This is a genomic window from Mesorhizobium sp. 131-3-5, assembly GCF_016756575.1.
In the GTDB taxonomy this organism is placed as follows: domain Bacteria; phylum Pseudomonadota; class Alphaproteobacteria; order Rhizobiales; family Rhizobiaceae; genus Mesorhizobium; species Mesorhizobium jarvisii.
The window spans coordinates 5,545,315-5,558,451 of sequence record NZ_AP023254.1 but is presented as its reverse complement, the minus strand read 5'-3'; the positions used below and the strand labels follow the sequence as shown (position 1 = coordinate 5,558,451).

The 13,137-nt window shown below is 64.1% G+C and carries 13 protein-coding genes; 8 read left to right on the top strand and 5 right to left on the bottom strand.

The genetic code is table 11. From position 1 onward, the window contains the following. Positions 1 to 107 precede the first annotated feature (107 nt). From glyS to JG747_RS27315, 3 genes are all read left to right on the top strand, one after another. Positions 108 to 2,486 (top strand): glycine--tRNA ligase subunit beta, encoded by a 2,379-nt coding sequence (glyS, locus tag JG747_RS27320; protein ID WP_064983050.1) that lies wholly within the window; start codon positions 108 to 110, stop codon positions 2,484 to 2,486. Between the two features lie 197 nt (positions 2,487 to 2,683). Beyond that, positions 2,684 to 2,812, top strand: a complete 129-nt coding sequence (locus JG747_RS37890) for a hypothetical protein (RefSeq protein WP_446720603.1) — start codon at positions 2,684 to 2,686, stop codon at positions 2,810 to 2,812. Next, positions 2,793 to 3,029: a hypothetical protein gene (locus JG747_RS27315; RefSeq protein WP_446720602.1), complete on the top strand. Its 237-nt coding sequence runs from the start codon at positions 2,793 to 2,795 to the stop codon at positions 3,027 to 3,029. Before JG747_RS37890 ends, JG747_RS27315 begins: the two co-directional genes overlap by 20 nt. A 77-nt stretch (positions 3,030 to 3,106) precedes the next feature. On the opposite strand, the gene JG747_RS27310 is transcribed toward JG747_RS27315, so the two are convergent. Together JG747_RS27310 and JG747_RS27305 are read right to left on the bottom strand one after the other, a co-directional pair. Next, on the bottom strand, positions 3,107 to 3,496 hold the full coding sequence (locus JG747_RS27310; RefSeq protein ID WP_027046609.1) for a hypothetical protein: 390 nt from the start codon (positions 3,494 to 3,496) through the stop codon (positions 3,107 to 3,109). Between the two features lie 182 nt (positions 3,497 to 3,678). Next, a complete protein-coding gene (locus tag JG747_RS27305; protein WP_244748239.1) occupies positions 3,679 to 4,119 on the bottom strand; it encodes a hypothetical protein in 441 nt (146 codons plus the stop codon). Positions 4,120 to 4,296: 177 nt separating this feature from the next. Between JG747_RS27305 and JG747_RS27300 the strand changes: the two genes are divergently transcribed. The 3 genes from JG747_RS27300 to JG747_RS27290 all read left to right on the top strand — a co-directional run bounded on the left by JG747_RS27300 (position 4,297) and on the right by JG747_RS27290 (position 7,463). Further along, entirely contained in the window at positions 4,297 to 5,250 is a 954-nt protein-coding gene (locus tag JG747_RS27300; RefSeq protein ID WP_038645368.1) for an L-threonylcarbamoyladenylate synthase, read from the top strand. Between the two features lie 31 nt (positions 5,251 to 5,281). Beyond that, positions 5,282 to 6,712, top strand: coding sequence for an FAD-binding oxidoreductase (locus tag JG747_RS27295; protein ID WP_202360419.1), 1,431 nt, complete (start codon positions 5,282 to 5,284; stop codon positions 6,710 to 6,712). 184 nt (positions 6,713 to 6,896) lie between these two features. Then, positions 6,897 to 7,463 (top strand): DUF6101 family protein, encoded by a 567-nt coding sequence (locus JG747_RS27290; protein ID WP_019856949.1) that lies wholly within the window; start codon positions 6,897 to 6,899, stop codon positions 7,461 to 7,463. A gap of 196 nt (positions 7,464 to 7,659) precedes the next feature. Here JG747_RS27290 and ubiA read toward each other — a convergent pair whose 3' ends face one another. Both ubiA and JG747_RS27280 read right to left on the bottom strand, forming a co-directional pair. Then, complete coding sequence (gene ubiA / locus JG747_RS27285) at positions 7,660 to 8,643, bottom strand: 4-hydroxybenzoate octaprenyltransferase (protein ID WP_202362366.1); 984 nt, start codon at positions 8,641 to 8,643, stop codon at positions 7,660 to 7,662. 68 nt (positions 8,644 to 8,711) lie between these two features. Next, positions 8,712 to 9,623: a LysR family transcriptional regulator gene (locus tag JG747_RS27280; RefSeq protein WP_202360418.1), complete on the bottom strand. Its 912-nt coding sequence runs from the start codon at positions 9,621 to 9,623 to the stop codon at positions 8,712 to 8,714. Between the two features lie 90 nt (positions 9,624 to 9,713). Between JG747_RS27280 and JG747_RS27275 the strand changes: the two genes are divergently transcribed. Together JG747_RS27275 and purD are read left to right on the top strand one after the other, a co-directional pair. Beyond that, a complete protein-coding gene (locus JG747_RS27275; RefSeq protein WP_202360417.1) occupies positions 9,714 to 10,535 on the top strand; it encodes a phytanoyl-CoA dioxygenase family protein in 822 nt (273 codons plus the stop codon). A gap of 154 nt (positions 10,536 to 10,689) precedes the next feature. Continuing rightward, the gene (gene purD / locus JG747_RS27270) at positions 10,690 to 11,967 is read left to right on the top strand and encodes a phosphoribosylamine--glycine ligase (RefSeq protein ID WP_019856953.1); all 1,278 of its coding nucleotides are present in this window, start codon (positions 10,690 to 10,692) and stop codon (positions 11,965 to 11,967) included. A gap of 17 nt (positions 11,968 to 11,984) precedes the next feature. Here the strand turns inward: purD and JG747_RS27265 are convergent, their stop codons facing one another. After that, positions 11,985 to 13,097: a glycoside hydrolase family 25 protein gene (locus JG747_RS27265; RefSeq protein ID WP_202362365.1), complete on the bottom strand. Its 1,113-nt coding sequence runs from the start codon at positions 13,095 to 13,097 to the stop codon at positions 11,985 to 11,987. Positions 13,098 to 13,137: the final 40 nt, after the last annotated feature.

Here is a 13,137-nt window from a genome sequence, read left to right as displayed (position 1 = left end):
TGGGGTGCCGCGTCCCGACAGGGCAGCCAAAATTTCCGGAAAGGGTGACAGCGGCCAGCCGAGTTGCTATGCCCCGCCCGGACCACTCTCCCGCATGAGTTGACCCTATGCCCGACCTGCTTCTAGAACTTCGCTCCGAGGAAATCCCCGCCCGCATGCAGCGCAAGGCGGCGGGTGATCTCAAGAAGATGCTGACCGACGGTCTGGTCGAGGCGGGGCTGACCTATGAGGCGGCGCGCGAATACTGGACGCCGCGGCGCCTGACGCTCGACATCAGGGGCCTGACGGCGCGCTCGAAGGACATCCGCGAAGAGATCAAGGGACCATCGACGACGGCGCCCGAGCAGGCGGTCCAGGGGTTCCTGCGCAAGGCGGGGCTGTCCTCGGTCGCCGAGGCGCATGTCCATTCCGACCCGAAGAAGGGCGACTTCTATGTCGCCCACATTTCGAAGCCGGGCAGGGCGGCCGAAGAGATCATCGCGGAACTGGTCCCGGGCATTATTCGCAATTTCCCCTGGCCGAAATCGATGCGCTGGGGACCGGCCTCGGCCAAGCCGGGCTCGCTGCGCTGGGTGCGGCCGCTGCAATCGATCCTGTGCACCTTCGGCCCGGAAACCGAGGAGCCGGTCGTGGTCGATTTCGAGATCGACGGCATCCGCTCCGGCAACATCACCTACGGCCACCGCTTCCTGGCACCGGGCGAAATCACCGTACGCCGCTTCGACGATTATGTGAGCAAGCTGGAAGCGGCAAAGGTCGTGCTCGACGCCGACCGGCGCAAGGAGATCATCCTTGCCGACGCCCGCAACCTCGCTTTCGCCAATGGGCTCGATTTGGTCGAGGATGAAGGGCTGTTGGAGGAAGTGTCCGGTCTCGTCGAATGGCCTGTCGTGCTGATGGGCGAGTTCGAAGAGGATTTCCTCGCCATTCCGGCCGAGGTGATCCGGCTGACCATCCGCGCCAACCAGAAGTGCTTTGTCACCCGACCGCAAGGTGAAGGCGAAGCGCTGTCCAACCGCTTCATCCTCACCGCCAACATCGAGGCCAGGGACGGTGGCAAGGAGATCGCGCACGGCAACGGCAAGGTGGTGCGCGCCCGCCTCTCCGACGCGCTCTATTTCTGGACGACCGACCAGGGCGATCTGCCTGATCTGGGCCGGCTCGAAGCCTCGGCGAAAAAGTTTGACCTCGACCTGAAAAAGCCGCTCGACCAGCGCATGGCCCGGCTCGACCATCTCAATGTGACGTTCCACGCCAAGCTCGGCACACAAGGCGAGCGGGTGGAGCGGATCAGGCGGCTCGCCGAAGAACTGGCGCCGACCGTCGGTGCTGACCCAGCTCTCGCCGCTCGCGCGGCGGTTCTCGCCAAGGCCGATCTCACCACTGAAGTCGTCGGCGAATTCCCCGAATTGCAGGGCGCCATAGGCCGCAAATATGCGCTGCTCCAAGGCGAGCACCCGTCCGTGGCCGCGGCCATCGAGGAACATTACAAGCCGCAAGGCCCGTCCGACTACGTGCCGAGCGATCCGGTGTCGGTCGCCGTCGCGCTTGCCGACAAGCTCGATACGCTGGTCGGCTTCTGGGCCATCGACGAAAAGCCGACGGGGTCGAAGGACCCGTATGCTCTGCGTCGTGCGGCGCTGGGCGTGGTGAGGACCATTCTGGAAAACAAGCTCAAGCTTTCGCTGGGCGTTGCCATTGCGGCCGCGGTCTCGTCGGCCCTCGCTGTATACGAACAAAAAGGCGAGGGCGCAGACAGCCGTGGCGTGGTCGCGATGCTCGATTCCCGCATTCGCGATTACAAGGGGACAAGCCAGCTGTTGTCGGAAGCAGGCCTGATTTCCAACTTGTTGAAAGGCGGGCTGGCCAACGCAAGTGCAGAAACTTTTGGCTCCGCCGATCAGGAGCGAGAGTTCTTCGATGGCCAGCGTCTGATGGAGCTGAATACATCGCTGTCGCCATTCATCGCCGACCTCGTTGCCTTCTTCCACGACCGCCTGAAAGTCTACCTCCGCGACCAGGGCGCCCGACACGACCTCATTGACGCCGTCATCACCCCACAGTCCGACGATCTCTTGCAGATCGTCCGCCGCGTCGAAGCGCTCGGCTCCTTCCTCGACACCGAGGACGGCAAGAACCTGCTTGCCGGCACCAAGCGCGCGGCCAACATCCTGGCCGCCGAGGAGAAGAAGAAAACGGCTGTCGCCGAAACCGTTGAGCCGGCTCTGTTCAAGGAGAATGCGGAGAAATTGCTGTTTTCGGCGGTGAATCAGGCCGAGAAGCAAGCCGGCGAAGCGATTCAAAACGAAGACTTTTCCGCCGCCATGCTGGCGCTTAGCGCGTTGCGCGAACCTGTTGATTCATTCTTTGAGCATGTTCTCGTGAATGATGAGGACTTGTCCGTACGTGCCAATCGTCTGGCGCTGCTCGCTCGCATCCGTGCGGCCACCGGTCAGGTCGCGGACTTCGCGAAAATCGCCGGCTGAGTAGCATGATCCAAAAAAGTTGGTGCCGGTTTTCTCGGACAAACGGTTTTCGTTTGTCCGGCGATCATGCTCAGATAAAAAGGTCGCAGGCCTGAGAAAAATATCTGCGAGCCGGCCGTTCGAGCCGGCTTACAGTCATATGACGATGATCTCTCCGTGGCAAAAGGGACATGTTCCCCAACCCAACGGAGGCTTCCATGAATTCCGATCACGACATCGAAGTGACTGAAGAAACCTCGGCCGCCGCCGAGGCGCTTGAATCCGCTTCCGAAACCGTCCTCGACCATGCCGCTGCCACGGCGGTCGATGTCCGCCGATCACTCTGACGACGAGGAGGATGGCGACGAAGAAGATGGCGACGACGAAGAAGAAGACGAAGACGGCGAAGAGTCTGACGAAGACGGCGCTGAAGCCGCCAAGCTCTCGGGCGATGACGACGAAGACGAGGACGACGCTGACGACGCCGTGAAGGCCGAAGGCGACGAAGAATCCGAAGACAGCGCGTCCGAGGAAGACGAGGACGACAAGGAAGAAGCGGCCTGAGATTTCAATCCGGCTCTGTCGAGAAGAAGGGCGGCGCATCGGCGCCGCCCTTTTTTATCCGTCTTCCCGGGCGCTTGTCAGTTCTCCAGGATGCTGACGCGCACGCTGTCCTCGTAGACGTCGACCTGGATCAGCGGTTCGCCATTGACGATGGCGCGCTTGGTCGACGAACTCATCGCGCCGGGACGTTCCAGCATGCGCTGCAGATCGGCGCGCTGGTCGTTGGTCCTGAACCAGGCATCACCCTCATCGTCGCTGTCGCGGCGATGGAATTTGTGCCAGTTGGCGCGGTCCTGCCGCACCATCTGCGCGGCGCTGTCCAGCGCATAGCCGTCGCTCGCCTGATGATCCCGATCGGAAATGCGCGCGACATAGGACCCCAGCATGTCATCGGCTTGCGCTGTACCGGCGCCCAGCAGCGATGCCAGCAGAAGCCCGGCCACGGTAACGGTCTTGGATAGTCTCATGATCAACCCCCTTTGAAACGACGAAGCTCGTCTGCCAGAGCCACCCCTTTTCCTGAATCGCTTGACCAAATTCAGGCGGCGGCTTCGAGCAGCCAGATATGCCGGCACGAACTCGCGCGACAATGGTGCGCAGGGCACCATCAAGCTGTCAACGAGCTGACTAGTCCAGCAATTCGTGGCCGCTACTTGACCTTGCCGACCCCGGGAACGGGCTTCGGTGCGGCTGCCGGTGCGGCCGGCTTCTTCTGCGTGCCCGACGCCGGAGCCGCCGAGGCGGTCGCCTGGGCCGGGGCAGGAGCCGCGGCGGTGGTCGCTGCTGGTGCCTTGGCTTGCGTCGGCGTCGAGAAATCGCCGCCGACGATGCCGCCGCGGATGATCATCGGGCTTGGCATGAAGCCGTGCCGTGCCTCGCGCGCGTTGGGGATCGCCGCAACCTTCTCATAGGTGACGTCGGGCTCGCCGAGCGCGACGACGGACACCACATCGCTTGCCTTGATATCAGCCGCCTTCAGCACCAGGATGGAGGGCGTCGCGGCCGGGGCGCCGGGAAAGACCAGGGACGAGGCCTGAGCTCCGCTGGCCATCGTGGCCAGAGTTATTCCCAGCAATACGCGCACAGACACTGATATAGCTCCACTTGCCCAGAAGCTGCTCAATAGCAGGCCGGAATTGATGCCGGCTTTCGCACAAACATAGCATTTTAGGGATTGATAAATCGCCAAGACCTTCTCTTGCCGAACAGCCGGCTTGCCCAACAGCCGCCATCGTACTACGCAGCCGGCATCTGCGAGGTGACGAGAGTGGCTGAGATACTTGCCGTCGGCGAGGCGTTGGAGCGGGCGCTGGCTTTGCTTGAGGGCGGCGATGTCGTCGCCATCCCGACCGAAACCGTCTACGGGCTTGCCGGCGATGCCACCAACGGCATCGGCGTGGCGCGCATCTTCGAGGCCAAGGGGCGGCCGCGCTTCAATCCGCTGATTGCCCATGTCGCCGACATGGCCATGGCCGAGCGCATCGCCCTGTTCGATCCGCTGTCGAAGAAACTCGCGCAGGCGTTCTGGCCGGGTCCACTGACGCTGGTGCTGCCGCAGCGGCCTGGCAACGGCATCCATCCGCTGGTCACGGCCGGGCTCGACACGATCGCCTTGCGCATGCCGAGGGGCTTTGGCGGCAACCTGATCGCAAAGCTCGGCCGGCCGCTTGCCGCGCCCAGCGCCAATTCTTCCGGCAGGATCAGCGCGACGACGGCACAAGCGGTGGCGGCCGATCTCGGCGCCCGCATCAAGCTGGTCGTCGATGGCGGCGCGACGCCGGTCGGGCTGGAATCGACCATCGTCAAGGCCGAAGGGGCAGGAGTGCGCCTGCTCCGGCCCGGCGGCATTGCCGCCGAGGAGATCGAGGCGGCCATCGGCATGGAGCTGTTGCGCGGTGGAGGGGCGGGCATCGAGGCGCCAGGCATGCTCGCCTCGCACTATGCGCCAGGTGCTGCCATGCGGCTCAATGCCGGAATGGTCGGCGAGGGCGAAGCGTTGCTCGGCTTCGGCGGCAACCGGGCCGAAGGCTGGCGCAATGCTACAGCCTTCCTCAACCTGTCCGTATCAGGGGACCTGCGCGAGGCGGCGAGCAATCTTTTCGCCTATATGCAGGCACTCGATCGCAGCGGCGCGCGTACCATCGCTGTGGAGACGATTCCCTTCGGTGGGCTCGGCGAGGCCATCAACGACCGGCTCTCGCGTGCAGCCGCCCCCCGGTGACAACGCACACCCCACAACATAGTTTTGCCGCATGACCGAAATTTTGCAAAAACTCGATCCCGCTCTCATCGACCGCTTTGCGGCGATCGTCGGTGACAAATACGCGCTGCGCGATGAGCAGGACATCGCGCCCTATCTTATCGAGCGGCGCGGGCTCTGGCATGGCGCGACGTCGCTGGTGCTGCGGCCGGGCAGTGTCGACGAGGTCAGCCGCATCATGCGGCTGGCGACCGAGACAGGAACGCCCATCGTGCCGCAAAGCGGCAACACCGGGCTGGTCGGCGCCCAGGTGCCGGACAGATCCGGCCGCGAGATCATCCTGTCGCTGTCGCGGCTGAACCGCATCCGCGAGATCGACGTCCTGTCCAATACGGTGACGGCGGAGGCCGGCGTCATCCTGCAGACGCTGCAGGAAGCGGCCGACGCCGCCGACCGGCTGTTTCCGCTGTCGCTCGCCGCGCAAGGCTCCTGCCAGATCGGCGGCAACCTCTCCTCCAACGCCGGCGGCACCGGTGTGCTTGCCTACGGCAATGCGCGTGAACTCTGCCTCGGTGTCGAGGTGGTGCTGCCGACAGGCGAGGTCTTCGACGATCTGCGCAAGCTGAAGAAGGACAACACCGGCTACGATTTGAAGGACCTGTTCGTCGGTGCCGAAGGCACGCTCGGCATCATCACCGCCGCCGTGCTGAAGCTGTTCCCGAAGCCGAAGGGGCGTGAGGTCGCATTCGTCGGCCTGTCGTCTGCCGAAGCGGCACTGTCGCTGTTCAGCCTGGCGATGGACCGCGCCGGCGCTTCGCTCACCGCCTTCGAATTGATCGGTAAGAGACCTTACGATTTCACACTCAGGCATGGTCAAGGTGTCGTGCGGCCGCTGGCCGACGACTGGCCCTGGTATGTCTTGATGCAGGTTTCCTCCGGCCGCTCGGAAGCCGATGGCCGGGAACTGATCGAGGAGGTGCTGGCGGATGGTCTCGAGCAAGGCATCGTTGGAGATGCGGTGGTCGCGGCCAGCCTTGCCCAGGGCGACGCTTTCTGGAATTTCCGCGAGACGCTGCCCGAATGCCAGAAGCCGGAGGGTGCCTCGATCAAGCACGATATTTCGGTGCCGATCGCATCGATCCCGCGCTTCATCGAAGAGGCGGCCGGCGCGGTGGCGTCGGTCAGTGCCGGCGCCCGCGTGGTCTGCTTCGGCCACATGGGCGACGGCAATCTTCACTATAACATCTCGCGGCCCGTCGATGGCGACGACGAGGCGTTTCTCGCCCTCTACCATCCTATGAACAAGGCGGTGCACGATGTCGTGCGCTCCTTTCACGGTTCGATCTCGGCCGAGCACGGCATCGGCCAGTTGAAGCGCGACGAACTGATCGCCACGGCGCCGCCGATGGCCATCGATCTGATGCGCCGGGTAAAGGCTGCCTTTGATCCCGCCGGCATCATGAATCCCGGTAAGGTTATCTGATCCTTTCAACATCTTGTGGCCGGTGGCATTCCGATAACCATCCCTGAGATCAGCAAAATTTAACCGACTTTCTTAAGCGCGGCGGTAAGGAGCCCGCGCTACTGTTTCCCCATAACGAGGCCGGGAAAACTGGCCCGGAGAGAACCGGACACCGGCTCTCAGGAGACAGACAGGAAGGCACTCTATGAACACCGGACTGAAGCCAGTCTGGGCGGGACGCAACATGCGCCTCGACCCATTCCGACTGCCCCAGATGGTCAGCTACGCCACGCGCGACGATTATGGCGACGTGACGTTCACCATCGACCACCGTGGCGCCGTGATCCGCCGCATGCTCGAGATGAGCGGCTTGCCGGCGATCATCGCCCTGCCGGCCAATGCGTTCCGCGGCGTCGCCGCCCGCGCGATGGAGGATCCGGAAGGCAATGTCACGGTGACCCTGGAACTCCTGCACAATGATCCGATGCTGTCGGTGCCGCTGCTGGTGGCCGACGATCTCGACGATGTCGCCGCCGACTGGCGCGCCTGGGCCGATGCCTACCGCCTGCCGATGCTGTTGATCGAATCGGACGGCGTCGCCCGCACCCTGGAAGAATCGCTCGGCGCCGCCATCAAGACGCTGCCGCCGCAGGATCGCCGCAAGGGCCGCGTTTCCAACACGCGCCGCCCGCGCTTCCTTGCCCGCCGCAGGGCCGGCAACCTCGGTCTCAGGCTGGTCATCGACGGCCAGGAGATCATTTCACGCGACTAGCCTTCTTCTCCCCGTCACTATACGGGGCGAAGTGCCCGGCAGGGCGATGAGGGGCAGCGCCGACCTGAGTGTTTGGTCACTACCTTAAGACTTAGTTGAGTTGTGTCGCCGCTGAACCTCTCACCTTGAAGGTTGGCGCTGCCCCTCATCCGGCTGCCGCCACCTTCTCCCCGTATAGTGACGGCGAGAAGGAAGACTACACCAGCGGCTTCAGCGCCACCCACAATGCGCCGCCGATCAGGCCGAGGAAGATCAGCCAGCCGACCTGGTTGTTCGACCGGAACAGCCGCAGGCATTGGTCCGGATCGTTGATATCCAGAACCACGATCTGCCGCGCCATGTGGGCGCCGGCGGCGATCAGTCCGGCGAGCGCTACAACGGGCGCCTGCGCCGAGGCGAAGGCGATGGCGAAGCAGATCAGGGTGCCGCCATAAAGCCCGGCCAGCCACGCCTTGGTGTTGTCGCCGAACAGCCGCGCCGTCGAGCGCACGCCGACAATGGCATCGTCTTCCTTGTCCTGGTGCGCATAGATCGTGTCGTAGCCGATCACCCACAGGATCGAGCCGATATAGAGCATGATGGCGGGGCCATCGAGATCGCCGAACTCGACCGCCCATCCCATCAGCGCGCCCCAGGAAAAGGCAAGGCCGAGAAACAATTGCGGCCAGTTGGTTATCCGCTTCATGAATGGGTAGATGGCGACGATCACCAGCGAGCAGATGCCGAGCAGGATGGCGAAGCTGTTGAACTGCAGAAGCACGGCAAGGCCGACCAGGGCCTGCAGGACAAGAAACAGCCAGGCCCGACGGCGTGTGGTCTGGCCCGATGGCAGCGGACGCGAGCGGGTGCGTTCGACCTGGTTGTCGATGCCTTCGTCGACGATGTCGTTATAGGTGCAGCCGGCGCCGCGCATGGCGATGGCGCCGACCAGGAACAGCACGAGATACAATGGCGCCGGCAGCAGCGAGAGCAGCGGGTCGCCGGGGCGGGGATAGGCGCTTGCCGCGAGCGCCGCCGACCACCAGCACGGCCACAAAAGCAATTGCCAGCCGATCGGCCTGTCCCATCGCGCGAGCTGCGCATAGGGCCAAACCGCGCGCGGCAGCACGCGATAGACCCAATGGCCGTTCGGTGCATCGGCAACACGGCCCTGGGCCGCTTTCGACTGGATAGGTTCCATGTCCATGGAGTGGCAGCAGCCGCGGAAACCGTCAAGCGGCAAGCGGGCGAGGGATGGCCGCCGACCCGTCACGACGCGAAGATGTCGCGCGTGGAAAACCAGGCCTTCGCCGTCTCGACAAATGCCAGTGCCGCGTTCGACACGCGCTGATGCGTGTCATAGGTGAGGATGATGCGTTGCATCGGCAGAGGATCCGACAGCGGCTTGCGGATCAGGGGTAGTCCATCATAGCTGCGGTCGCCGTGCGGGCGGGTGTAGCTGACGGCGACGCCAAATCCGTTCGCTACCATGCTGCGCTGGAGTTCGAACGAGCTTGTCGCCCTGTCGGCCACCGGCGAGAGGCCACGGCCACGGAACAGGTCGAGCATGTGCTGCCAGCTGTGCGGCTGGTCCGTCGTGATCAGCGGATAGGCCGCCAGATCCGCCAGGCTGACCTCGGGATAGTCCACCAGCGCATGACCTGCCGGCAGCAATGCATGCGGCCGCAGCTCGTGCAGCAGGATGCGGGCGAAATGCGCGGGCAGGCCAAGATCATAGCTGAGGCCGAGATCGATGGCGGCATCCGTCAGACGCCGCCCGAGCGTCTCGAACGTTTCGTCGCGAACGATCACCGTGACGTCTGGGTGGCGTTCGGAAAAAGCGCGGATCAGACCCGGCGCGAAATAGGGCGCAAGATCCTCGAAACATCCAAGCACCAACTCGCCGCCGACGGCCGAATTGCCCGCCCCCAGGCTCATCAGTTCGTCGGTCTCGGCAAGAACCTGTTTTGCCTTGGCCACGACGACGCGGCCGAAGGAGGTCAGCGAGACGCCGCTGCCGCGCTGGCGCACGAACAGTTTTTGCCCGAAATCCTTTTCGATCGCGTCGATCGCCACCGAAATCGAGGGCTGCGAAATGTTCAACGCCCTGGCCGCGCCGGTGACGCTGCCGTGGCGGGCGACAGCGACCAGATAACGCAATTGGGTGAGGCTGATTCTCATAGTCTGATTCTATGTATCTGATGAGAAGTTATTATTTTACTGAATGAATGCGGGTTGCGATAGTCGTCCCGATCCTGAAAGGAGGACACCATGGCTCCCCAGACTGCTGCCCGCGCCATCGACACCAGCCTGATCGATGCGGAGACGATTGCCTACTACCAGCGTGACGGCGCGGTTTGTATCCGCGGCGCGTTCAAGGGCTGGGTCGACACGATTGCCGCCGGCATCGAGCGCAACATGCAAAACCGCAGCGCCACCGCGTCCGACATCGCCAATGGCCGCGGCAGTTTCTTCGACGATTACTGCAACTGGGAGCGCATTCCCGAATTCGTCGAGTTGGTGCGGAAGTCGCCGGCCGCCGAACTGGCGGCGGCGGTGATGCAGTCGCGCACCGCGCAGTTCTTCCACGATCACGTTCTGGTCAAGGAGCCCGGCACGCAGAAGCCGACGCCCTGGCATCAGGATATCCCCTATTACTTCGTCGATGGCCAGCAGACGGTCAGCTTCTGGATCCCCATCGATCCGGTGAAGGAGGCAACGCTGCGCCTGATCGCCGGCTCGCACAAATGGGACAAGATGATCCTGCCCGTGCGCTGGCTCGACGACAGCAATTTTTATGCCGGCGAAGGCGACTATTTGCCGGTGCCGGATCCCGACAACGACCCGTCGATGAAAGTGCTCGAATGGGAGATGGAGCCGGGCGACGCCATCCTGTTCGACTTCCGCACCGCGCATGGCGCGCGCGGCAATCTAACCGCGGCGCGGCGCCGGGCGCTGTCGCTGCGCTGGGTCGGCGACGATGCCCACTATGTCGAGCGGCCGGGTCGTACCTCGCCGCCCTATCACGGCCATGGCATGCGGCCGGGGCAGAAATTGCGCGAAGACTGGTTCCCGGTGGTCTTTCCCGGCTGAAGCGGGCCAGAATATGGGCGCCGGAATTCGGCGCCCATATTCGGCCGGGGATAACGTTCCCGTGCGCAATTCGGATCAAAACACCCTGATGCCTTGACCCGTCGCCCGGAGAGCAATAGCGGGTGCTCTCCAGGGTTAGCATCAAGAGGTGGCCATGAACGTTCTTCTTCTGGGCTCCGGCGGCCGCGAACATGCGCTTGCCTGGAAGATCGCCGCCTCGCCGCTGCTGACCAAGCTTTACGCGGCCCCCGGTAATCCCGGCATCGGCGCTGAGGCCGAACTGGTGAAGATGGATATCACCGACCACGCCGCTGTCGCCTCCTTCTGCCGGGAGAAGAAGATCGACCTCGTCGTCGTCGGTCCGGAAGGGCCGCTTGTCGCCGGTATCGCGGACGATTTGCGCGCCGAAAACATCCGCGTCTTCGGGCCTTCGAAGGCCGCCGCGCGGCTGGAAGGCTCCAAGGGTTTCACCAAGGACCTCTGCGCCCGATACGACATCCCCACCGCCGCCTATGGCCGTTTCAACGATCTTGCCTCGGCCAAGGCCTATGTCGAAAAGACGGGTGCGCCGATCGTCATCAAGGCCGATGGGCTCGCCGCCGGCAAGGGTGTCACGGTCGCCATGACGCTGGACGAGGCGCGGGCGGCCCTCGATGCCTGCTTCGAGGGCTCCTTCGGCGCAGCCGGTGCGGAGGTGGTGGTCGAGGAATTCATGACCGGCGAGGAGGCGAGCTTCTTCTGCCTCTGCGACGGCACGACCGCGCTGCCTTTCGGCACGGCACAGGACCACAAGCGTGTCGGCGACGGCGATGTCGGCCCCAACACCGGCGGTATGGGCGCCTATTCCCCGGCGCCGGTGATGACGCCGGAAATGATTGAGCGCACCATGCGCGAGATCATCGAGCCGACGATGCGCGGCATGGCCGAGCTTGGCGCGCCCTTCGCCGGCATTCTCTTTGCCGGGCTGATGATATCAGACAAGGGGCCGAAGCTGATCGAATACAACACCCGCTTCGGCGATCCGGAATGCCAGGTGCTGATGATGCGGCTCAAGGACGACCTGCTGGTGCTGCTCAATGCCGCCGTCGACGGTCAGCTGGCGCACACGTCCATACGCTGGCGCGATGAGGCAGCACTCACCGTGGTGATGGCGGCGCGGGGCTATCCCGGCACGCCGGAAAAAGGCTCGGTCATCCGCGGCGTCGGGGAAGCGGCGGGCGAAGGCGTCCAGATCTTCCATGCCGGCACCGCCATCAACGGCGGCGCGCTGGTCGCCAATGGCGGCCGCGTCCTCAATGTCACCGCCACCGGCGCCACGGTCGGCGAGGCGCAGAAGCGGGCCTATGCCGCGCTCGACCGGATCGATTGGCCGGACGGATTTTGCCGCCGCGACATCGGCTGGCAGGCCGTGGCGCGCGAGCGGGCGAGCTGAGATTTCGGAGCGGCGGCCTACGGCTGACCGCGATCGATTTCAGTCGAACCGGTGCTGACGGGGTCGGCCGCGGCAAGGGCGGCGTCCAACTGCTCGGGTGAGCGTTGCCCGGTCCGCTTCCAGCCGACATATTGCACGATGCCGAAGCCCGGCCTGCGCGGCACCGTCTTCACAACGGGCATGCGGAACCCGTCGCGGAATTTGGACCAGCGCGAACCGAGCACCGCGACCATTTCCTCGAAGGTCGGCGGCGTTGCCACATCCGCATAGATGAGGGTGGTCTTGCCGGCGAGCGCTGCTTCGCGCGACAGCGGCACCGGCACGCTGGCAAGATAGTCGGATGGCACGTCGATGAGCCCGCCAAAGGGCCATTGCTGGCGCAGCATGGCGGCATCCGCCGGCACGACGTTGACGTCGATGTCATTGGGCGTGCCGGCCACCCTGTAGGGGCAGCGGAAGCGGCCGCAATTGGCTTGCGCGGAAAATTGCCAGAGCGCGTAGCCCTGCCAGTTGCCCATCGGAAAATGCACGTCGATATCAGGCTTGTAGCGTGCGTACCAAAGCGGCAGCCGCGACAAGAGCCGGTACTTGTAGCGGTTGTCGGCGATGTACTGCGCGGTCTTGCCGTTGGTGTAGAGTACCGGGAAGCGGCCGATGCGCCGATGCACCTGGCGCACGAACTCCTCCGCATCGTCGAGCGACATCCATTGCGAGGGATCGATGCCCTCGATGTCGAGCGCCATGAGATCGTCCGGTGCCGGATCGGCGAAATCGAGGAAATTATTGGCCTGCTCGACCGGATTGCCGGGGCGGGCGAGATGATAGGCGCCCCATTTCAGTCCCAGCGCTTTGGCCACGACCCGGCGCGTCTGAAACAGTTCGCGCGTCACCGCATGGCGTTTCCACAGCGCCTTGCAGAGCTTCACGTCGGTGTCGCTGCCGAAACAAAAATAGGGCGGCGGCATGCCGTCCGACGCCTTGTTGATGAAGGCGGCGATGCGCTTGTCGGTGGCCAACTGCGCCCAGTCGATGGAATTGTATTCGTAGGCGTCGATCACCAGCGCGCGGTCGGCGTTCTTCCACGGCTCGGAGAAATCCGAAGCCTTTGACGCCGATATCAGCGCCATCATCGCCGCAAGAGCGATCGCTGAGCGGCGAAGAAGGTGCGCC

What these genes read in the sequence shown, in the direction of transcription:
- glyS (WP_064983050.1), top strand. Translation starts at nt 108, where the DNA reads ATGCCCGACCTGCTTCTAGAACTTCGCTCCGAGGAAATCCCCGCCCGC.
- JG747_RS37890 (WP_446720603.1), top strand. Translation starts at nt 2,684, where the DNA reads ATGAATTCCGATCACGACATCGAAGTGACTGAAGAAACCTCGGCCGCC.
- JG747_RS27315 (WP_446720602.1), top strand. Translation starts at nt 2,793, where the DNA reads ATGTCCGCCGATCACTCTGACGACGAGGAGGATGGCGACGAAGAAGAT.
- JG747_RS27310 (WP_027046609.1), bottom strand. Translation starts at nt 3,496, where the DNA reads ATGAGACTATCCAAGACCGTTACCGTGGCCGGGCTTCTGCTGGCATCG.
- JG747_RS27295 (WP_202360419.1), top strand. Translation starts at nt 5,282, where the DNA reads ATGACCGAAATTTTGCAAAAACTCGATCCCGCTCTCATCGACCGCTTT.
- JG747_RS27290 (WP_019856949.1), top strand. Translation starts at nt 6,897, where the DNA reads ATGAACACCGGACTGAAGCCAGTCTGGGCGGGACGCAACATGCGCCTC.
- ubiA (WP_202362366.1), bottom strand. Translation starts at nt 8,643, where the DNA reads ATGGAACCTATCCAGTCGAAAGCGGCCCAGGGCCGTGTTGCCGATGCA.
- JG747_RS27280 (WP_202360418.1), bottom strand. Translation starts at nt 9,623, where the DNA reads ATGAGAATCAGCCTCACCCAATTGCGTTATCTGGTCGCTGTCGCCCGC.
- JG747_RS27275 (WP_202360417.1), top strand. Translation starts at nt 9,714, where the DNA reads ATGGCTCCCCAGACTGCTGCCCGCGCCATCGACACCAGCCTGATCGAT.
- purD (WP_019856953.1), top strand. Translation starts at nt 10,690, where the DNA reads ATGAACGTTCTTCTTCTGGGCTCCGGCGGCCGCGAACATGCGCTTGCC.
- JG747_RS27265 (WP_202362365.1), bottom strand. Translation starts at nt 13,097, where the DNA reads ATGATGGCGCTGATATCGGCGTCAAAGGCTTCGGATTTCTCCGAGCCG.